Annotated in this window: 16 protein-coding genes; all 16 read left to right on the top strand. The window is 30.7% G+C overall.

Annotated features, from left to right (window positions below):
• The first annotated feature begins 26 nt into the window (after positions 1–26).
• The 16 genes from wecB (at position 27) to BR65_RS04690 (ending at position 21369) form a co-directional block, all read left to right on the top strand.
• Positions 27–1184 (top strand): non-hydrolyzing UDP-N-acetylglucosamine 2-epimerase, encoded by a 1158-nt coding sequence (gene wecB / locus BR65_RS04765; protein ID WP_034537031.1) that lies wholly within the window; start codon positions 27–29, stop codon positions 1182–1184.
• Between the two features lie 23 nt (positions 1185–1207).
• Complete coding sequence (locus tag BR65_RS04760; protein WP_244877147.1) at positions 1208–2428, top strand: hypothetical protein; 1221 nt, start codon at positions 1208–1210, stop codon at positions 2426–2428.
• 100 nt (positions 2429–2528) lie between these two features.
• Positions 2529–3917 (top strand): sugar transferase, encoded by a 1389-nt coding sequence (locus BR65_RS04755; protein WP_034537028.1) that lies wholly within the window; start codon positions 2529–2531, stop codon positions 3915–3917.
• 167 nt (positions 3918–4084) lie between these two features.
• The gene (locus BR65_RS04750; RefSeq protein WP_034537026.1) at positions 4085–5062 is read left to right on the top strand and encodes an NAD-dependent 4,6-dehydratase LegB; all 978 of its coding nucleotides are present in this window, start codon (positions 4085–4087) and stop codon (positions 5060–5062) included.
• A 12-nt stretch (positions 5063–5074) separates the two neighbouring features.
• Complete coding sequence (locus tag BR65_RS04745) at positions 5075–6235, top strand: LegC family aminotransferase (RefSeq protein WP_034537023.1); 1161 nt, start codon at positions 5075–5077, stop codon at positions 6233–6235.
• Positions 6236–6248: 13 nt separating this feature from the next.
• Positions 6249–7289 carry a nucleotidyltransferase family protein gene (locus tag BR65_RS04740; RefSeq protein WP_034537022.1) on the top strand — a complete coding sequence of 347 codons (1041 nt, stop codon included), beginning with the start codon at positions 6249–6251 and terminating at the stop codon, positions 7287–7289.
• Positions 7290–7931 carry an acetyltransferase gene (locus BR65_RS04735; RefSeq protein WP_034537021.1) on the top strand — a complete coding sequence of 214 codons (642 nt, stop codon included), beginning with the start codon at positions 7290–7292 and terminating at the stop codon, positions 7929–7931.
• A complete protein-coding gene (gene neuB / locus BR65_RS04730; protein ID WP_034537019.1) occupies positions 7924–8925 on the top strand; it encodes an N-acetylneuraminate synthase in 1002 nt (333 codons plus the stop codon). The genes BR65_RS04735 and neuB overlap by 8 nt, the downstream gene beginning before the upstream one ends.
• The gene (gene neuC / locus BR65_RS04725) at positions 8922–10079 is read left to right on the top strand and encodes a UDP-N-acetylglucosamine 2-epimerase (RefSeq protein WP_034537017.1); all 1158 of its coding nucleotides are present in this window, start codon (positions 8922–8924) and stop codon (positions 10077–10079) included. Before neuB ends, neuC begins: the two co-directional genes overlap by 4 nt.
• 110 nt (positions 10080–10189) lie before the next feature.
• Complete coding sequence (locus tag BR65_RS04720) at positions 10190–12226, top strand: hypothetical protein (RefSeq protein WP_156098847.1); 2037 nt, start codon at positions 10190–10192, stop codon at positions 12224–12226.
• A gap of 45 nt (positions 12227–12271) precedes the next feature.
• Complete coding sequence (locus tag BR65_RS04715) at positions 12272–13228, top strand: glycosyltransferase family 2 protein (protein WP_034537014.1); 957 nt, start codon at positions 12272–12274, stop codon at positions 13226–13228.
• Between the two features lie 259 nt (positions 13229–13487).
• Positions 13488–16382, top strand: coding sequence for a GW domain-containing glycosaminoglycan-binding protein (locus tag BR65_RS04710; protein ID WP_034537012.1), 2895 nt, complete (start codon positions 13488–13490; stop codon positions 16380–16382).
• 464 nt (positions 16383–16846) lie between these two features.
• The gene (locus BR65_RS04705) at positions 16847–17806 is read left to right on the top strand and encodes a glycosyltransferase family 2 protein (protein ID WP_034537011.1); all 960 of its coding nucleotides are present in this window, start codon (positions 16847–16849) and stop codon (positions 17804–17806) included.
• 14 nt (positions 17807–17820) lie between these two features.
• Positions 17821–18873: a glycosyltransferase family 2 protein gene (locus tag BR65_RS04700; protein WP_034537009.1), complete on the top strand. Its 1053-nt coding sequence runs from the start codon at positions 17821–17823 to the stop codon at positions 18871–18873.
• A gap of 50 nt (positions 18874–18923) precedes the next feature.
• Positions 18924–19901, top strand: a complete 978-nt coding sequence (locus BR65_RS04695; RefSeq protein WP_034537007.1) for a beta-1,6-N-acetylglucosaminyltransferase — start codon at positions 18924–18926, stop codon at positions 19899–19901.
• Positions 19885–21369, top strand: a complete 1485-nt coding sequence (locus tag BR65_RS04690; RefSeq protein WP_034537005.1) for an O-antigen ligase family protein — start codon at positions 19885–19887, stop codon at positions 21367–21369. The genes BR65_RS04695 and BR65_RS04690 overlap by 17 nt, the downstream gene beginning before the upstream one ends.

Genomic DNA, 21369 nt, shown 5'->3' with positions numbered 1-21369 from the left:
ATAGATAATTTTGGGAGGCTAAGGTTATGAGGAAAATAAGAGTATTGACAATATTTGGGACTAGACCAGAAGCCATAAAAATGGCTCCGGTTGTAAAAGAACTTAATAATCAATCAAATCGATTTGAATCTATTGTAGCAGTAACGGCTCAGCACCGTGAAATGTTAGATCAAGTATTACATACGTTCAATATTTCTCCAGATTATGATTTAGATGTTATGAAAGAAAATCAAACGTTGTCGGAAATTACATCGAATGTATTGATCGGTTTAGACAAAGTTATGAAAGAAGTTAAGCCGGACATTGTTTTAGTTCATGGAGATACGACAACTACATTTGCTGCCAGTGTTTCTGCTTATTACAATCAAATCAAAGTAGGCCATGTTGAAGCAGGCCTTCGTACTTGGGATAAATATTCTCCTTTTCCAGAAGAATTAAATCGCCAATTAACAGATGTGATTGCTGATGTTTATTTTGCACCTACAATTGAAAGTAAAATGAATTTATTAAAAGAAAATCACCCAGAAGAAAAAATTTTTATTACAGGAAATACAGCAATTGATGCGTTAAAAGAAACAATTACAGAAGATTATCATCACCATGTGTTAGATAAAGTTTCTTCTACCAGCAAACTTGTTCTAGTAACCATGCATCGTCGTGAAAATCAGGGCAAACCGATGGAACAAGTATTCAAAGCTATACGGCAAGTAGTAGATGAACAGGATGACGTTGAAATTGTTTTTCCAGTTCATCTAAATCCGATTGTTCAAGAAGCTGCTGAACGAATTTTAGGGCAACACCCTAGAATTCATTTAATTGCTCCACTTGAAGTCATGGATTTTCATAATTTAGCTGCTAAGAGCTATATGATCATGACGGATTCAGGTGGTGTCCAAGAAGAGGCGCCTTCACTAGGGGTGCCTGTTTTAGTGCTTAGAGATACAACTGAAAGACCTGAAGGAGTAGCAGCAGGAACGCTTAAATTAGTAGGTACTCAATCGGAAACGATTCTAAAAGAAATGACAAATCTTTTAACAAATAAAGATGAACATGAAAAGATGGCAAAAGCTAAAAATCCTTATGGAGATGGAGTGGCTAGCAAAAGAATTTTAGATTCTATAGCTTATTTATTAAAAACAACAAATGAAATGCCAAGTTCTTTTACTGCGGTTAAAGATAAATAAGCTATGTGAAAGTAGGAAATCCTGTGGAACCAGAAACAATAATAGATAAATGGGTAATATTCAATGATAAATATAAAACAATTTGGATGTATATCATTCTTATCAGCGTGGGAATAGCTTCTACTGTAGCAGATTGGATGGTTGGAATATTCTCGCTGAGCGATTTTATCTTTGGATTTATATTAATTTGCTTAATCATAAGTAATAACTACAGAATAACCGTTAAGCAAATTATTGGGATTTTAATTTTATTAGGAATCCTATCAGCTAATATAGTAGTTAATTATTATAATAATGATTTGTTTGTCCTGAAAACTGGAATTGCAGCATTAATAAAAGTTGCTTATTATGCTGTTGTACTTGTAGGTTGTTACAATCTTATTAAAAATAGAAAGCAAGAAAAGAGACTGTTAAAAATAATAAATGTTATTGCTATTTTAGTTAGTATAATAGGTATTTATATAACTTTAGCTATCTATTTAAATGGTAAGTTGCCATATGAATTTTTTTGGAAATTTACGCGTACCGATGCAACGAGTTATCTCTATGATGGAATTGAGCATCTGTATCGAACCAGAAGTATTTTTTCTGAGCCTTCTTATTTAGGGTATTACTTAAATATTGTACTTGGTATGAATTATTTTAATAAATGGGATATAAAAATAAATAAATACATTAGTCTCTTTATCACTGTGACAATCATATTAACCTTTTCATATAGTTCTATAGCTGTTATGTTGGTTATTCAAGTATTACACTTTTTTACTTTAACAAATTTAAAAAAAATAAGGTTTAATTGGTTTTACTTATTGTGCTTGATAGCCTTGATTATAGTTATAAGTTTATTTTGGGATATTATACAAGTAACAATAATAGACAGAACAATGTCCATTTTAGATGGAACGGACTACTCAACCAGAGGAAGGTTATTAGAGAGTTGGCAATATGTGAATCATGAACATATTTTTATGGGTAACGGAATTGGACATACACCCTCTATTTGGAATATATATGCTTATATCTTATCAGACGTAGGATTAATAGTTTTTTTGTTATTCTGCCTGTTAACGATATTTATTGTAGTATCAAATGCTAAACTAGGTATTCTATTCATTTGTTTGAATTTTCAAAAAGGTGGGTATTTGTCGCCTGAATTTTGGCTTTTTCTACTAATGATAGTCATTTTTATGGGTAATGGATATTTTAAAAAAGATAAAGTAGGGATTTTTAATAAAATAAATTAAAACATTTGGTATATTGGACAGTTTTGTTTATGGTAAGAAATTATGGTACTATAAATTGATTGTAAATAGTGAAATAGAATTGTTATTGGGAGGAAATATCATGAACCAGGAAGAAAAGTTTAGCAAAACAAAAAAAGTTGTAATAGGAATAATAGATATTGTTCTGTTGCATCTTTCTATGTTGCTTTCTTTTTATCTAAAATTTGGAAATTTAGTTCCAGATAGAAATTACGAAACATATAAAAATTCATTTATTTTTATTGTGATAACATTTATCATTTTAAATATTTTATTTGGCATATACATCTTATACAATAAATCGTTGACTGACTTCTTGTATATTACAATTATTGTCCAGGTAATTTTGACATTGGCAATTATGGTGGTTACTTTTGCTGGGAGATGGTTTGCTTTTCCTAGATCAGTGCTGCTTATCAACTTAGTAGTTAGTATAGTTGTTTTATTTGTCTGGCGAGTCATTGTATTTAAGGTATACGAAAAAATGAGTGGAAGCAAAAAAGTAATGGTTGTCGGCTTTGAAGAAGATGTAAAGTCTGCGGTATATAACTTTGAGAATTCAAAAAGTAAACGCCATGTAGTTACTTTTGCCGTTATATCAAATTATTTTGAAAATGTTAAGGCATCTTTAGATAAAGTTGATATAGTATACCTCGCAAGTAGAATAGATGAAAAAGAAAAAATGGAAATTTACGAATTGCTAATGGAAAGTGACAAAAAATTATTTTTAAATACTAGTTTTGAAAATTTAGTTTTAGTTAACCCTAATATTATGAATATTGAAGATGAAAGTATTATTGAGGTTTCTCAATTTAAAATACCTTCAGAAGATGGAGCAATAAAAAGGATAGTCGATATTTTGTTTTCTCTGTTGTTAATTGTTATAACTTCACCATTTATGCTCATAACAGCTATTCTAGTGAAATTAACCTCAAAAGGACCAGTCTTTTATAAACAAATAAGAATAACCCAAGATGGAGAAGAGTTTCCTATATTTAAATTTAGAACGATGAGTGCAACAGCCGAAAAAGATACTGGCCCTGTACTTGCTACATCTAATGATGCAAGAATAACACCACTTGGAAAATATTTAAGAGCACTTAGAATCGATGAATTGCCACAGTTGTTTAATGTATTAAAAGGAGACATGTCTGTTGTAGGACCTAGACCAGAAAGACCATTTTTTGTAGACCAGTTTAAAAAGGAAAATCCTTACTATTATTTAAGACACAATGTTAGAGCAGGAATTACTGGATATGCACAAGTTTATGGGAAGTATGCAACTGATTTCAATAGTAAATTGAATTTTGATTTACTTTATATTAAAAAATATTCTCTACTATTAGACATTAAAATAATGTTGCAAACAATAAAAATTTTATTCGATAAAGTATCTTCTAAAGGATTAGAAGAAGAAAATGAAATTGGCACAAATTATGTTATTCCAGACAATGTCAAAATCATAAAATAACTACCAAATTTTTCTCCTCTTTACTATTGTTTATATAAAGTAAACAATAAGCATAGAATTATGCATAGGGTAAGAGAAAAAAGAGAATTGATATGATATAATTGACTGGATATATTTAATGGTATTCAAAATGCTAGAATCTTATATAAGATAGAGGAGAGAGAAAAATGACAGTATTAGTAACAGGAGCAGATGGTTTTATTGGAAGCCACCTTGTAGAAGAATTAGTTAAAAAAGGAGAAAAGGTAAGAGCTTTTGCCTATTATAATTCATTTAATTCATGGGGATGGTTAGATAGTTTACCTAAAGAAATATTAAGTCAAATTGATGTTTTTACAGGTGACATCCGTGATCCAAATGGCGTAAGAGAAGCAATGAAAGGCGTTGATACGGTTTATCATTTAGCAGCATTGATTGCTATTCCGTTTAGTTACCATTCACCAGATTCATACGTAGACACGAATATTAAAGGAACGCTAAATGTATTACAAGCTGCGAGAGATTTAGGTACTAGCCGTATTCTTGTAACGTCTACGTCAGAAGTTTATGGAACAGCTCAATATGTGCCAATTGATGAAAACCATCCTTTCCAAGGGCAATCTCCTTATTCAGCTACAAAAATTGGAGCAGACCGTATTGCTGAGTCCTTTTATAGAAGCTTTAATATGCCGGTTACAATTGTTCGCCCATTTAATACCTATGGTCCAAGACAATCTGCTCGAGCAGTTATTCCAACGATTATTACCCAATTATTGGCAGGAAAAGAAGAAATCAAGTTAGGTTCTTTAACTCCAACACGTGATTTTAACTATGTAAAAGATACTGCTAATGGTTTTATTACATTAGCTAAAGCTGAAAATACAATTGGAGAAGAAATAAATATTGCAACACAACAAGAGATTTCTATTGGTGAATTAGCAAATGAAATGATTCGCCAAATCAACCCTAATGCAAAAATTATTACAGATGACGTAAGATTACGTCCTGAAAAAAGTGAAGTTAACCGTCTTTTAGGATCTAATGAAAAAATTATGCGTCTAACAGATTGGAAACCAAATTATACACTTGAACAAGGATTAGCTGAAACAATTGAATTTTTAAAGAACAACATGGATAGCTACAAAACAGATATTTATAATATATAGGAGGCTTTCGATATGGAAAGAAAATTTATCCCATTATCTGTACCAAATATTAAAGGTAATGAATTAAAGTACGTCACTGAAGCAGTAAAAGATGAGTGGGTTTCTACTGGCGGAAGTTATATTGAAATGTTTGAAAAAAATGTTGCAGAATATGTTCATGTTGAAAAAACAGTGGCAGTCCAAAGTGGAACAGCAGGATTGCATTTAGCATTGATTCAAAGCGGAGTAGGTTTAGGCGATGAAGTATTAACTGCAACATTAACTTTTATTGCAGCAGTTAATCCTGTACGCTATGTCGGAGCGGAACCAGTTTTTATGGACTGCGATGATTCATTATGTCTAGATCCGATTAAAGTGGAACAGTTTATTGAAGATGAATGTACTTTTGAAAATGGTAAATTGATAAATAACCATTCTAATCGCCAGATAAAAGCTATTTTAGGGGTACATGTTTTTGGAAATTTACTAGACATGGAAAAATTAGTGAAAATAGCTGAAAAATATAACCTTAAGCTGATTGAAGATGCTACAGAAGCATTAGGCTCATATTATACAAGTGGTTTATATAAAGGCCAATTTGCTGGAACAATAGGAGACTTTGGTGTGTTTTCTTTTAATGGAAATAAAATTATGACAACCGGTGGCGGGGGTATGATTTTAGCTAAAAATAAAGAAGACTTAGAGTATGTTCGTTATCTGTCAACACAAGCAAAAGATGATACATTAAATTTCATCCATGGCGATATTGGTTATAATTACCGTATGACTAATTTGCAAGCTGCTCTTGGAGTGGGACAATTAGAACGTTTAGAAGAATTTATTGAAACAAAAAGAACAAATTATAACCTGTATAAAGAACTTTTTGAAAGCAATGAAAAAGTTGAATTGATGGATTTTAATCAAAATATACGCCCTAATTATTGGTTTTATGCTTTAAATATTAAAGAGAATCCTGATATTCAAGATATTATTCAAAAGTTACAAGCTGAAAAAATTCAAACTCGTCCTATTTGGGGCTTGATTCATGAACAAAAACCTTACCAAAAAGCTCAAGCCTATAAAATTGAAAAAGCAGAATATTATGTTAATCATATTTTAAACATCCCTTGTAGTTCAAACCTTGATCAAGAAGAAGTACGATATGTAACGGAATGCTTAAATGAAGTGCTATGAGTGGGAGGATACTATGGAAATAAATGATTTTATTGTTTCAGAACAAACAACGATTAAAGAAGCAATGGAACAAATGGATAAAAATGCTCGAAAGATTATCTATATAACGAAGGATAATAAGTTAGTAGGTTCGTTATCGGATGGCGATATAAGAAGATTTATTTTAAAAGATAAGTCGATTCAAGATCTAGTTATAGAAGCTATGAATACTAACCCGATATGTATTTTAAAGAGTGAAGCGAATAATGGTGTGAAAGAAATGGAAGAGATGAAAGTTGATTCTCTTCCTATATTAAATGAGGACCATTCTATTCGAAATATCATGTTTAATTCTAGTGAATTAGTACAAGGTAAAAAAATTAATCCTCCAGTTGTCATTATGGCAGGTGGAAAAGGAACGAGACTTTATCCGTATACTAAAATTTTACCTAAACCGCTAATTCCTATTGGAGATACTCCGATTATGGAAAGAATTATTGATAAATTTCATAATTATGGCTGTTCAAATTTTGTTGTAAGCGTAAATTACAAAAAAAATATGATTAAGAGTTATTTTAACGAAGAAGAAAGAGAGTATCATCTTACTTTCGTAGAAGAAGACAAGCCTTTAGGTACGGGCGGAAGCTTATCTTTAATGAGAGACTATCTAAATGAAACATTTTTTGTATCTAATTGTGATATTTTAGTAGACACTGATTATACAGACGTAATGGATTTTCATCAAAAAAACAAAAATGATATCACATTCGTAGCTTCCCTTAAAAATACTCAAATTCCTTATGGTGTTTTAAAATTAGATAAAGATGGTCTACTTGAAAGTACAGTTGAAAAACCTGAATATAGTCATTTGATTAATACAGGAATGTATTTAATGGAGCCACAAGTATTAGATTTTGTTCCTAATAATGAATTCGCAGATTTACCAGATGTTATTATGAAAGCAAAAGACGCTGGGTTTAAAGTAGGCGTATTTCCAGTAAGTGAAAACTCTTGGTTGGATATGGGACAGATCAAAGAAATGGAAAATATGATCGATAGTTTGGGTGTTAGATAAATGGAAAAAATACTTTTGATTGGTGGCGGCGGACACTGCGAAAGTGTGATTGATTCTATTCTAGAATCCTCTTCTTTTGATATTATCGGTATATTAGATACACCAGAAAAAGTTGGAGAAACAATAGGTGGAATTCCAATTGTCGGTGTAGATGAAGACTTGCAAGGGTGGCGAGATAAAGGTGTTCAAAATGCCTTTATTACTTTAGGAAGTATTGGGAATACTCAATTACGACAAAAATTGTTCCAAAAAGCTAAAGACCTTGGTTTCTTTTTTCCAGTTGTAAAAGATAAAACGGCAATTGTTTCTAATAAAATAAATATAAATGAAGGTACATTTATTGGTAAAGGTGCAATTGTAAATGCATCTGTGAAAATCGGTAAATTAGCTATCATTAACTCTGGTGCTATCGTGGAACATGGTAGCACCATTGGTGATTATTGCCATTTAGCACCTGGGGCAACCCTTAGCGGAAACGTAAGTATAGGTAAATCGACTCATATTGGAACCAATACTACTATTATTCAAGGTGTTAAAATAGGAGAAGATACAATAATTGGTGCAGGAAGTGTAGTTATTCGTAATATAGGAAGCTTTAAAAAAGCTTATGGGAATCCATGTAAGGAGGCAACTAATGAATAAAGTTTTTATTATAGCAGAAGCAGGAGTTAATCATAATGGCAGTATTGAGCTTGCCAAACAGTTAATCGAAAAAGGTGCAGAAGCTGGTGTGGATGCTGTTAAATTTCAAAGTTTTAAAGCCAGTAAATTAGTAACAGTAAACGCTGAGAAAGCGGATTATCAAATAGCTAATACTGGTAATAATGACGAAAATCAGTACGATATGATAAAAAAACTAGAATTAGATTATGATAAGCATCAAGAATTAATGGATTATGCTATCAGTAAAAATGTTATGTTTTTATCTTCTGCATTTGATTTGGAGAGTATCGATTTATTAGTGGATTTAGATCTTAGTGTGTTCAAAATTCCTTCTGGTGAAATTACTAATCTGCCATATCTAAGAAAAATTGCACTGACAAAAAAACCGGTTATTTTATCTACTGGTATGGCAACTTTAGGAGAAATAGAAGAAGCATTAGAGGTATTAAAGAATAATGGAACTACGGACGTTACTATACTTCATTGCAATACAGAATATCCAACTCCTATGTCTGATGTAAATCTTACGGCTATGAATACCATGAAAGATGCGTTTAAAGTAAAAGTAGGCTATTCAGATCATACATTAGGAATTGAAGTTCCGATAGCAGCTGTAGCACTTGGAGCTGTAGTGATTGAAAAACATTTTACATTAGACAAGACAATGGAAGGTCCAGATCATAAAGCAAGCCTTGAACCAGATGAGCTAAAACAAATGGTTAAAAGTATACGTAATATTGAAAAAGCTTTAGGAACGGGTGTTAAAACACCTACAGACTCTGAAAGAAAAAATAAACCTATTGCGCGTAAAAGTATTGTCGCAAAAGCACCTATTAGTATAGGTGAAATTTTTTCAGAAGAAAATTTAGAAATCAAACGTCCAGGAACTGGAATTTCACCTATGTTATGGGATGAAATCATTGGATCAAAAGCGACTAAAGATTATCAAGCAGATGAGTTGATTGAGAGATGAAAAAGATTTGTGTAGTAACAGGAACAAGAGCTGAATATGGTCTATTGATGCCTCTTCTTGAACAAATAAAACAAGCTAAAAATTTAGAATTACAATTACTGGTTACAGGTATGCATTTATCTCCAGAATTTGGTTTGACCTATAAATTGATTGAAGCAGATGGATACACCATCAATGAAAAAGTAGATATCTTATTAAGTTCTGATACACCTGTTGGGATTTCAAAATCAATGGGGCTTGGAATGATTGGCTTTTCTGAAAGCTTTGAACGTTTGCAACCTGATATGGTGGTACTGCTTGGAGATCGTTATGAAACTTTTGTAGCTGCAACAGCAGCCTCGGTCGCTCGTATTCCGATTGCTCATTTACATGGTGGAGAAACAACGGAAGGTGCTTTTGATGAAGCATTTAGACATGCCATTACTAAAATGAGTTGGTTGCATTTTACAAGTGCTGAAGAATACAGAAATAGAGTCATTCAATTAGGAGAAACTCCTGATCGCGTGTTTAATGTTGGAGCAATTGGGATTGAAAATATTAGGAAAATGCCTTTAATGAATAAAAGTGAATTAGAAGCTAGCTTAGATACGGAATTTAAAGAAAGATTATTACTTGTGACTTTTCATCCTGTTACTCTAGAAGATGCGACTTCTGAGGTTCAGTTTAAAAATCTTTTAAATGCATTAGAGACAATAGAAAATGCAACTATTATCTTTACAAAAGCCAATTCTGATACAGATGGTCGAATCATTAATGAAATGATTGATGACTATACAAATAAACATTTAGATAATACTCTTTCATTTGTATCTATGGGACAACTACGTTACCTTAGTGCGATGAAACTAGCTTCAGCTGTTATTGGCAATTCATCAAGCGGAATTATCGAAGCTCCATCCTTTAAAATTCCTACAGTTAATATTGGTGACCGACAAAAGGGTAGAATGCAAGCTCAATCTGTTATTAATTGTGAACCACAAGAAGAATCAATTAAAGAAGCTATTTCATTAGCTTTATCAGACTCTTTTAAAAGTAGTATCCAGTTAATGTCTAATCCATATGGTGATGGAAGAGTTACCGATAAAATAATGGAAGTCATTCAGAAATCTCTTTCTAAAGAAATATCGCTGAAAAAAACTTTTTATACTATTTAATTCTAAGATATAAATAATCTGGGTAAAAGAAGTGTATTTTATATAACTTCTTTTACCCAATTATCTTGTGAATTTCAATAGCTAGTTATATAGAATACTAAAAAAGCGGAGTGAAATCGAATTATGACGCATCAAGAAATAAAAAAAACAGTAAAACAATAGGTAAACTATTTTTTTTGATCTCTTTATTATCAATTTTAATTATAGGCAAACTTTTTTTTGACTTATCTATTATTAATTTTTCTTTGTTTTTGTTGTATATAGCTTTATATATTTATTCTCCTGGAAAAATAATATTTAAAATACTAAAAATAGAAAATTTTAGTAATATGATAGAAGAAGTAATGGCCTTTTTTTTAGGGGTATTTTTGATTATTATCCAGTATTACATCTTTTCATTTTTCAATAGTTTATTTTTAATCAAGTATTTTGTACCAGTTCTATTAGTGGCTAGGCTAATTTATTTAGTAGTGCAAAAGAAGCCCATTTATAAATCAAAAGATAATAATACATTAGATGCAGGCACCTATTTATTTATGGGAGTAAATATTTTTATATCTGCTATATTTACACTGTTTGCTTTTCCAAAACCAACAGTTGTTTCAAATGCAGTCATTAATCAAGATATAGGTTGGCATATGGGTAATGTCAACATTCTTTCTAGCGGCAGTAACATGGATTCAAGAGTATATGGCATTAAATTTCTTTATCATTACTTTTCAGATTTATTCTATGCTATTGCAAAGTATATTTTTGGCTTTAGTGCGTATGAATTAATTGTCCAATTTCAATTTATTGTAATTGGAACAATAGTGACTATTTCGACTATTGCTTTTTTTAAAACGGTTTTTAAAGATAAAAAAAATCTAGCTTACTTTGCTGCTTTTGTACTTTTTTATGTACCAACAGTTGCTAATGGTTATTACAATAACATTTTTTATCATATATTCACCAATGTTAATGCAATGGCACTTACTTTTCCAGTCGTATTGATTACATTGTTAACAATAAAAAATAGTTTAGAAATTAAAGGAAACAAACAAAATATTTTATTAATGTTTATTTTTATATTTCTGTTAGCAGGATTAAAAGGACCAATTGCGCTAATAATTCTAGTTGCTTTATTTGCTTTAACTATTGCAATGTTAATTCAGAAAAAAAGTAATTTATTTTGGTTGAAATTGTTAATGGTTACTGCCGTTTCTTATGCTATTATTCACTTTACACTCTTAAGTCAAGGAAGTGATTTAGTAGAAATCGGTATGAATTCTGCTTTTGATGTTATTACTTCTACTTCTTTATTTCCAGGTGGGTTGAATAATCCCGATAGCAACTTTTTCATAAGATTTACTTATGTTATCCCTCATTTTGTACTTGCTGTCTTTTTCTTTTCGATTCCTTATTTATGGAGTTTAATAAGAAATGCTTATCAATTAGTAACCAAACAATACATATCTTTGTTTGAGCAATTCTGCCTTATTTTTTCGATAATATCTCTTGGAGCCTACTATATAATTAGGCATTCGGGTTATTCGCAGATGTATTTTCTTTTTGGTGCCCTTCCAATTATTTATTATTTAGGAGGAAAAGAAGTAGAGAAGCTATTAGTAAAAAATACTGATAAAGAATTTAAAGTGATTTTTATAATTACTATTTCTTTATTCTTTATCCGACCAGTACTTGGAACAGTTGATACTATTATTGAAAAATTAGAAGAGAGCTATTCTAATTTTCAAAATGAACAAGAAGATTATTTCAATAGTAGTATCAGTGCTTTAGAATACGAAGGTATGATGTGGTTAAAAGATAATACTACTAGTAAAGATTTATTAGCTACTAACAGACACAACGATAATAATCTTTTTTTCTTATATAGCGCCTATTCTGATAGGAGTTTTTATATAGAAGGTTCTGATTATGCTAAAAACAGCGGTTTAAAACCCGAAAGAGCACAAGAAATGTTAGAAGAAAATGATTTGTTGTTTTCCGAAGAATATCAAAATAAACATAATCTAGCGATACAATTGAATTTGGATTATATTGTACAATATAAAAAACAACAAACAAATGATGTATTTAGTAAGGAAAGTGGTTTTCAACAATGCTTTGAAAATAATGATATAAGTATTTTCAAAGTATTAAAGTAATTAAAAAAACAGTGTAGATAAATAAACTGAAAGAAGCGATATAAAATGGAAAATACCTTATATATGGTGATCCCTTGTTACAATGAAAAAGAGGTATTAAATGAAACAGCATCTAGATTAAAAGAGATCTATTTAAAACTAATAAAAAGTAATAAAATTAATAAAAAAAGTAAAATTGTCTTTGTTAATGATGGTTCAAAAGATACAACTTGGGAAATTATAGAAGATTTGCATAGAAGCGATAAATTATTTAGTGGTATAAATTTAAGTAGAAATAAAGGACACCAAAATGCTCTCTTAGCTGGATTATTAACAGTAAAAGATTATTCTGATATGGTTATTTCCATGGACGCGGATTTACAAGATGATATAAATGCAATTGAAAAGATGGTCGATAAATATTTAGAAGGATACGATATTGTTTATGGGGTTCGAAGTAAACGTGAGACAGATACCTTTTTTAAACGTGTTACAGCAGAGAGTTATTATAAAGCGTTAAACTTTATTGGTGGAGAAGTAATTTATAATCATGCTGACTATAGATTAATGAGCAAACGAACAGTTGAAGAATTAGCTAAATACAAAGAAGTTAACCTCTTTTTAAGAGGAGTTGTTCCTATGCTAGGCTTTTCTTCTACTACTGTTTCTTATGAACGCAATGAAAGATTAGCAGGAGAAAGTAAATATCCTTTGAAAAAAATGTTATCTTTTGCTTTAGAAGGAATAACTTCTTTAAGTATAAAACCAATTAGAATAATTTCGGGATTAGGTGTTTTAATATTTTTAGTAAGTATATTGATGTTGATTTACATTATTGTACGCCATCAAATGGGAGACACCATAACAGGATGGGCAAGTGTAGCCGTGTCTGTTTGGGCTATTGGTGGTCTAATGCTCTTGTCTATAGGAATTGTAGGCGAGTATATCGGGAAAATTTATTTAGAGACAAAACAACGCCCTAAATTCATTATCAAAGAATTTATAAATGATCCTAATGAATGAGTGCAAACAAATACATGATAACATTACAAAATGATAGTCCTTAGTTTGCTAGTAAAAGTTTTTATTTTGATTTAATTAATGTCGTTTGAAGAATCTTTTCAAATGTACTACAGTAGTATATTTGAAAGAAATTGTTCTATTCATTAATTAAAGGTATATTTAATACTGAATTTATAATACAATTATAGTAGTTGCGAATAGAAAAAATCTATTCACAACTACTATTTTTACAAGAAAACAAGAAGGAGAATGTAATTTAATGAAGAAAAGTTACAAAGCTGCATTGGTTTTAAGTATAGTGGGTATTGGTGTTATTGGTCTATATCAACCGACAGATACAGTAGAAGCTGCATTAGACTATAGTATATTACAAAGAAGTACATATCCAAAAGTCAATACATATATTAAGCAACAAAATTTATGGATCCCAAAGATAACTCAACAGGTTACTCAGTTTCCAAAATTTGATTATCGCAATGGTAATGGTCAAGCAGAAGGAATTGTCATCCATGAAACAGCAAATAAAAATTCAACTATTGCTGGTGAAATAGCATATATGAAACAAAATTATGAGAATGCTTTCGTTCATGCATTTGTTGATAAAGATAATATTATTCAAATTCACCCTGCTGATTATGCTGTTTGGGGTGCAGGAAAACAAGCTAATCCACGTTTTTATCAGATTGAATTAGTCGAACACAATACATTTCATCAGTTTGCTCAATCAGTAAATAATGACGCTTTTCTGATTGCTAATATGTTGCATTATTTTGATTTAGCACCCTCAAGAGCTACTAAAGAAGGATCAGGAACTGTATGGACGCATGATGAAGTTTCCCGCTATTTAGGCGGAACAAACCACACAGATCCAGTGGGCTATTTTGCTCAGTGGGGATATACAGTAGCCGAATTTTACAGTCTAATTGTTGAAAAATATAATGCAATGCCAAATCAAGTATACCAAGAAGAAGATATGGTTGGAGCATATGCGTTACCTGTGGATCCACATAACTATGGAGTTTGGAGTTCAGCTATAAATGGTACAAAAGTAACTAATTTATCTAATTACTCCAACCAATACATTTATATTCAAAAAAGAGTTAGAACTAATGCTGGCGATTGGTATCTAATTGGCAAAGATGGAAAAGATATAGGTTGGGTCAGTGCAGATGGCGTGCAATTATCTTCAATTTCAAGTACACCAGACAAAGATGCTTACAACTATGGGGTTTGGAGTAACTATATTGGTGGAACACGAGTAGCAGGTTTATCCAGTTATTCTGGGAAAACTATTGAAGTGACAAATGAAAAATATGTGAATGGTTCGCCATGGGTACAATTTGCAGTAGATGGAAAAGTAATCGGTTGGGTAGCTAAAGATGGGGTTGCTATTGGATCAAAACCTCAAGAAGTACCACAACCCGTTGATTTGACAGGTATGCCAGTAGCTAATGCCTATAATTATGGTATTTGGACTGATTATAATGGAGGATCACTGGTTAATGGCTTAAATGTATATTCTGATCAGATCGTTAATATTGTAAGTACTGTTAAAGATGCAAACGGAAATGAAAAAATACAAATTGCAGTTAATGGAAAAGCAATTGGTTGGGTAGCTAAAGAAGCTGTTGATACGAATATTAGACCAGTTAATTATGCTGGAATAGCAACGACAGACGCTTATAATTATGGTGTGTGGAGTAATTACACGGGAAGCAACAATAAACGTGTAGGCAGCTTAAATGATTATGTTAATAAACAATTAACCATAACAAAAGAAGCGACCTTACCAGACGGCTCTAAATGGGTGGAATTCTCAGTAGACGGAAAAGTAATCGGCTGGGTAGGCGAAAAAGGAATTGATACAAGCATTATTCCAGTAAACTACATTGCAATGCCAGTAACAGATGCTTATAACTATGGTGTGTGGAGCAGTTACACAGGAAGCAACAATAAACGTGTAGGCAGCTTAAATGATTACGTTAATAAACAATTAACCATAACAAAAGAAGCGACCTTACCAGACGGCTCTAAATGGGTGGAATTCTCAGTAGACGGAAAAGTAATCGGCTGGGTAGGCGAAAAAGGAATTGATACAAGTATTATTCCAGTAAACTACACTGCAATGCCAGTAGCAGACGCTTATAACTATGGTGTGTGGAGCAATTACACAGGAAGCAACAATAAACGTGTAGGCAGCTTAAATGATTATGTTAATAAACAATTAACCATAACAAAAGAAGCGACCTTACCAGACGGCTCTAAATGGGTGGAATTCTCAGTAGACGGAAAAGTAATCGGCTGGGTAGGCGAAAAAGGAATTGATACAAATATTATTCCAGTAAACTACACTGCAATGCCAGTAACAGATGCTTATAACTATGGTGTGTGGAGCAGTTACACAGGAAGCAACAATAAGCGTGTAGGCAGCTTAAATGATTATGTTAATAAACAATTAACCATAACAAAAGAAGCAACTTTACCAGACGGCTCTAAATGGGTGGAATTCTCAGTAAACGGAAAAGTAATCGGCTGGGTAGGACAAAAAGGAATTACCTTGAATAAAGCTAAAGCAGCAATGATGCCTATTCAGGAAAAAACTGAAACGGCTGATGTAGTTACTGTAGAAAACATCAATGGAACTCCTGTTGCTGAATCTAGCGACTATGGTATTTGGGATAGTTATCAACCTGATAGCACTAAAGTTGGAGAGTTATCTTTCTATACCAATAAAATAGTAACTGTAACGCAAAAGGCTATATTTGAGGATGGAAAAGAGTGGTTTGAAATTTCTGTAAATGGTAATATCATTGGATGGGTATCAAAAACAGGAATTGATATTGTAGATAATACTGAAAACCAAACTTCTGAGGAAACAGTTGTTGAGTCTGAAACTCAAGAACTAATTGAACCAGAAGATACTGAAGCAAGTACAGTAATTACTGGCGTTCCTGTAAAGGAAGCTGATCAATTTGAAATTAAAGACGGTTATTCTGATGATAGTAATGTTATTGGAGAGTTAGCAGACTATATTAGTGAAGAATTTGTTGTTACACAAAAAGTTAAATTAAAAGATCAAACTGAATGGTTTGAAATTACTCTTGATAATAAGAGTATTGGGTGGGTACAAAGTGAAGCATTAGAAATAAAATAAGTTTCATATTTATTTTATTTGATTGTATGTACCAAATTTCAATAGTATAAACAAAAAAAGTTTTTAGATGGAATCTTCCTCTAAAAACTTTTTTGTTTATTTTATGAAAAGAATTGGAGTATTTAAGAAGTAGCACTAGTGATACCCTATTAATTATCTAGTAGTCAATAGTGCTTGAAAATATGTAAGGGATATACATTTTTCTCAGTAGAATATATCAGAAAAAATAATACAAAATTAATAAATGAATGTTAAAATTACTTTTGACGTTAATGAGTGTATAAATTTATGGTATAATATTTTTCGGTGTACTTAATAGTAGAGAACTTAAAATAAATAGATTAGGAGAATTTGTTTTACTTGAAAATTTTTTACATAAAAACTTATTCTTTAATAAAAACCATACTAAATAGAGTGTTTATTAGTGTAATAAGTATAGAGATATGAAATGAGGGTAAGGAATTATGTTGTTGAGTGTAATAATGCCCGTTTATAATGTTGAAAAAACATTGAGTAGGGCTATTGAAAGTATCTTAAACCAATCTTTTAGCAACTTAGAATTAATATTGGTGAACGATGGTTCAACAGACAAAAGTAGTGAGATTTGTGAAGAATATGCCTTGAAAGATAAGCGCATCAGTATTATTAACAAAATAAACGGAGGATTATCATCAGCCCGTAACGAAGGACTCAAAAATACTAAAGGCGACTTTGTTACATTTATTGACAGTGATGATTATTTAGATCTTAATACTTATCAGCTATTTTATGAAAAATTATTAAAAGAAAAGATAGATCTTTATATTTTTAATGTTTGTCGTATTCGAAACAATAAAGAAGAGATATTAGATAGTATAGAAAAAAAGGTTGAAGGTTCTGAAGAAATAATAAAAAGTTTTTTCATGTATAAAGGAATCGATTTTTACGCTTGGAATAAGATTTATAAAAAGGAACTGTTTGATGGATTAATATACCCAGAGAATACATTGTATGAGGATATAGTGACTAGTTATAGAGTAGTACAGCGTGCCCAAAAAGCTTATGTGACAGATAAAGTAGGATACTACTATATAGATAATCCTGAAAGTATAGTTAATAGTCAATTTAATCCTAAACAATACGATAATGTTTCGCAACGCGAGATACTATTAAATAACATTTTAAAAGATTATCCCAACTTGAGCCTGTACGCTCTGGATAAATTATTAGATGGTTTTTTATCTACTGGGTATAAGATTGGTTCATCCATAAAAAATGAAACAACAAGTAAATATCTTAAATTGATAAGAAAAGATATCGCGGAAAATAAAAAGTTAATGAAAAAAAATCCATTATCAAGTAAAGCTAAGTTAATTGCATTAAAATTACTTGAAGTAAATATAAACGTCTACACCTTTTTATATCGTAAAGTATTAAAGAAATAATGAAAATGAATTAAATGAATGGACTGATAAAAATGCCTTTCTTTAGTATTGTTATGCCAGTGTATAATTCTGAAAATAGTGTAGCTAAAACAATTGATAGTGTTTTAAACCAAGACTTTAAAAATTTTGAGTTTATTATCGTCAATGACGGATCGACGGATAAGACACTAAGCATACTTAAAGGATACAGTAATATGGATGACAGAATTTTGGTAAAAACAATAGAAAATTCTGGGCCAGGAAAAGCTCGAAATAGTGGAATTGAAGAAGCATCTGGAGAATTTTTATTTTTATTAGATGCTGATGATCAATTGGCAAAAGATACACTATCTTCTTATTATAATGATTTAGAAAAGGACGATTATGATTTAATTATATCGTCTTATTTATTACAAGTTATGGATAAGGACATTCTTTTGTCTGAAAAGAAAATTGGAGCAGCATATCAAGAAATAAAAGATCATGAATTGTTTTTAGATAATATCTATTCTTTAATGAATAAACAACTTATGTATGTGGTATGGAACAAAATATATAAGTTATCAATCATCAAAGAGGAAAATATAAGATTTCGAAATTATAGCAGTTGCGAAGATAGATTATTTAATATAGATTATTTTCATCATGTTGAAAATTGCTTAGTTACTGATAAAATAATGTATCAATATTCTTTTGATGGAAAAAAAAGTTTGACCAACAAATTTCTTGTGAACAAATTTGATACTTTTGTTGAATTTAGAAGATCTTTGTTAGCACTAACTCTAAAAAATAAGCAAGGTACAGAAGCCTTATTTTTAAAAGGTGTGATGTCTTGTATTATTCCAGTTCATTCAAAAGACTGTTCTTTAAGTTTTAAAGAGAAAATAAACTATATAAAAAATATATTGAATAGTAAAGATGTTATAGAAGCTTGCAATGACTCTTTAACCGACTCGCCGATAAGAAAATTAACTAAGCTATTATTTAAAAGTAAACTTACACTGCTTAATTATTTTTCCTCAATGATGATGTATTATTTAAGTGTACTGTCGCCAAGAATGATTGAGAAAATAAAACAAAGTTTTTAAAGTGTAGATGTGATAGCTATAAAAGATAAACGATTTAGGAGAAAAATGAAATGAATGAAGAAAAAATATGTTATTTAATACTTGCGTATAATGATCCAGAGAATTTATATCGTTTAATAAATCGATTAAACGACCGTGCGGATTTTTATATTCATATTGATAAAAAATCTGAAATCAAAGAATTCACTACTCTTTTTGAGGACTATCCTAATGTCACTTTTATCAAAGATCGTGTAAAAGTTTACTGGGGTGGTTTTTCAATTGTGCAAGCTGAATTGAATTTAGTAGAAACTGCTTTAAGTAAGAATAATTCTTATATGCGTTACGTTTTATTGTCTGGTTCAGATTATCCAATTAAAGATACAAAAGAAATCCACCGTTTCTTTGAGCAAAACAAAGATACAGAATTTATTAGAGGTATAAATTTAGACGAATTAGAGAATAAAGAACTATTTGGTCTGCATATAGATTTATGGCAAAAACATGATTATCCTTGGATTAATAAAGCAAATACGAAGTCTTTTAAACTATTTCGTGCTGCTATTAATAGGGTATTGCGTAAATTTCCTCTACCAAAATCTATTCGACATCATAAATTCGATTTGTATCACGGATCTCAATGGTGGGCATTAACTGAAAATTGTTTAAGAGAACTACTTGATACTTATCATTCTAATGAACGTGATTATTTGAATTTTAAGATTGGCTTTGCATCAGACGAAAAATTTTTCCATACACTATTTTTTAATTCATCCTATGCGAGCAGAAACCAAGTTAATGGACCAGACCAACCAATTGCTGTAAAAGATAGAACAGAAACATCAATGCAAACCTCATTACTGGCTAATATTCATATAATTGATAAATCAATGACAAAGTGGTTTAGTTATAAAGATTTTGATGAAATTATAGCAAGTGATAAATTATTTGTTCGTAAGGTTAGCACAGAAAAATCTGAAAAACTACTGGATGCCATTGATCAGCATATTTTAGGAAATGAGGTAAAAGCAAATGAACAAATTGAATAAAACAATTTTTAATAGAGATCTTTTTAGAATAGTAAACTTGGTGGTTTTTATTTTTTATTTTGTTCCAAGTGATTTTAATCTAGAAAATATACCCATGAAAATAACATTTGCATGGGGAATATTTATTTTAATAAAAGATTTCTTTACTGAAAGAACAATGTTTAAAATGCCTTATTGGTATGTTTTACTAGCACTAGGGGCTTCTTATCTGATTTCAGTTGTACTAAATTACCCTTATAATTTTATGGATTCAGTTTATAATTGGATCTATCTTGTCACTACCTTATTCTTGTTTTATCCTATTGATTACAAACAGAAAGATGAAGCTATCAAACGGAACTATTCATTTTTTATAGATATTTTTGTTAGTATTGTATGTGTTCTATCATTTATTTCAGTTTTTCTTTTTATATTTGATATAGCTTATACAGTTCCAACTGGAACTGTAGGTATAATAGCAAGACAGGGTTTTACTGAGAGTCGTCTATTTGGATTGTACACTAGTCCAAACGTAGGAGCATTATTTGGCTTTCTTTCAATTGTTCTGTCAGTAGTTAATAATATCCTGAAAAGAGGAAACTGGAAAAGTTTTTCATGGCTATATATTGTTAACTTAGTTGTCCAGTATCTGTTTTATATTTTAGCATCTTCACGCGGAACACAATTAACGGCAAATATGTTTTTTATCATTTTATTTGTATTATTATCTTTACAAGTGATTTTAACAAAAAAAGAAGTTGCTAAAAGACTTAAAAATATTTTTGTGTATTTTATATTAAGTTTTCTTGCTTTAAATGTAGTGACGGTTGTTATTGAATCAGGATTGAGTTATGTCCCTGGAACGGTAACAAGTATTGTAGATATAGAAGAAGCCTTTACGAAAGATAATTCTTCGGGTGAAACGACAAAAAAAGATAGTAAAAAGAATGGCTTTAAAGTTGAAAAGGTAGATATTCAGCATTCTGAAGAAGGAGCGGAAGTGTCATCCGGTAGATTATCAATTTGGACAGCAGGATTAACAGCTATGAAACAAAGTCCTTTATTTGGTTTAGCAGATGCTGATTTATACCGAAATGGAGATACTACAAAACAAATTGATGAGAATCTTTTATCAGAGTTAGATAAAAAGGAATTGAAAAGAGCCCATGGTAACATGCATAATACGTATGTAGCTGTTTTAGTAAAATCAGGGATTGTAGGATTCGTTATTCTAGGCACGTTTATGGTTCTTATTTTGAAAGATAATGTTATTTACGTATTTAATATAAAAGAAAAAATGGATGAACCATTAAATCAAGTGTTTTTAATATTGTTGAGTTTGATTTTGGCACTATTATTTGAAGACTTAGTAGAAAATCATTTGATCTTTAATAATCGAGATGTTACTAGTTTGATTTTTTGGTATACACTTGGCTTTATGCCATTTTTGCGACTGCATCAACAAAAAGAAATTGTGATGGTGAAATAA

The sequence above is a fragment of the Carnobacterium inhibens subsp. inhibens DSM 13024 genome (genome assembly GCF_000746825.1).
GTDB lineage: Bacteria > Bacillota > Bacilli > Lactobacillales > Carnobacteriaceae > Carnobacterium_B > Carnobacterium_B inhibens.
The sequence above is the reverse complement of the archived record's forward strand: the minus strand, read 5'-3'. Positions and strand labels throughout refer to the sequence as shown.

Bases quoted from the DNA above. Each gene is read 5' to 3' on its own strand.
- BR65_RS04690 (WP_034537005.1), top strand. From the start codon at position 19,885: ATGAACAAATTGAATAAAACAATTTTTAATAGAGATCTTTTTAGAATA.
- BR65_RS04755 (WP_034537028.1), top strand. From the start codon at position 2,529: ATGAACCAGGAAGAAAAGTTTAGCAAAACAAAAAAAGTTGTAATAGGA.
- BR65_RS04735 (WP_034537021.1), top strand. From the start codon at position 7,290: ATGGAAAAAATACTTTTGATTGGTGGCGGCGGACACTGCGAAAGTGTG.
- BR65_RS04745 (WP_034537023.1), top strand. From the start codon at position 5,075: ATGGAAAGAAAATTTATCCCATTATCTGTACCAAATATTAAAGGTAAT.
- BR65_RS04715 (WP_034537014.1), top strand. From the start codon at position 12,272: ATGGAAAATACCTTATATATGGTGATCCCTTGTTACAATGAAAAAGAG.
- BR65_RS04700 (WP_034537009.1), top strand. From the start codon at position 17,821: ATGAATGGACTGATAAAAATGCCTTTCTTTAGTATTGTTATGCCAGTG.
- neuB (WP_034537019.1), top strand. From the start codon at position 7,924: ATGAATAAAGTTTTTATTATAGCAGAAGCAGGAGTTAATCATAATGGC.
- neuC (WP_034537017.1), top strand. From the start codon at position 8,922: ATGAAAAAGATTTGTGTAGTAACAGGAACAAGAGCTGAATATGGTCTA.
- BR65_RS04695 (WP_034537007.1), top strand. From the start codon at position 18,924: ATGAATGAAGAAAAAATATGTTATTTAATACTTGCGTATAATGATCCA.
- BR65_RS04750 (WP_034537026.1), top strand. From the start codon at position 4,085: ATGACAGTATTAGTAACAGGAGCAGATGGTTTTATTGGAAGCCACCTT.
- wecB (WP_034537031.1), top strand. From the start codon at position 27: ATGAGGAAAATAAGAGTATTGACAATATTTGGGACTAGACCAGAAGCC.
- BR65_RS04740 (WP_034537022.1), top strand. From the start codon at position 6,249: ATGGAAATAAATGATTTTATTGTTTCAGAACAAACAACGATTAAAGAA.
- BR65_RS04710 (WP_034537012.1), top strand. From the start codon at position 13,488: ATGAAGAAAAGTTACAAAGCTGCATTGGTTTTAAGTATAGTGGGTATT.
- BR65_RS04705 (WP_034537011.1), top strand. From the start codon at position 16,847: ATGTTGTTGAGTGTAATAATGCCCGTTTATAATGTTGAAAAAACATTG.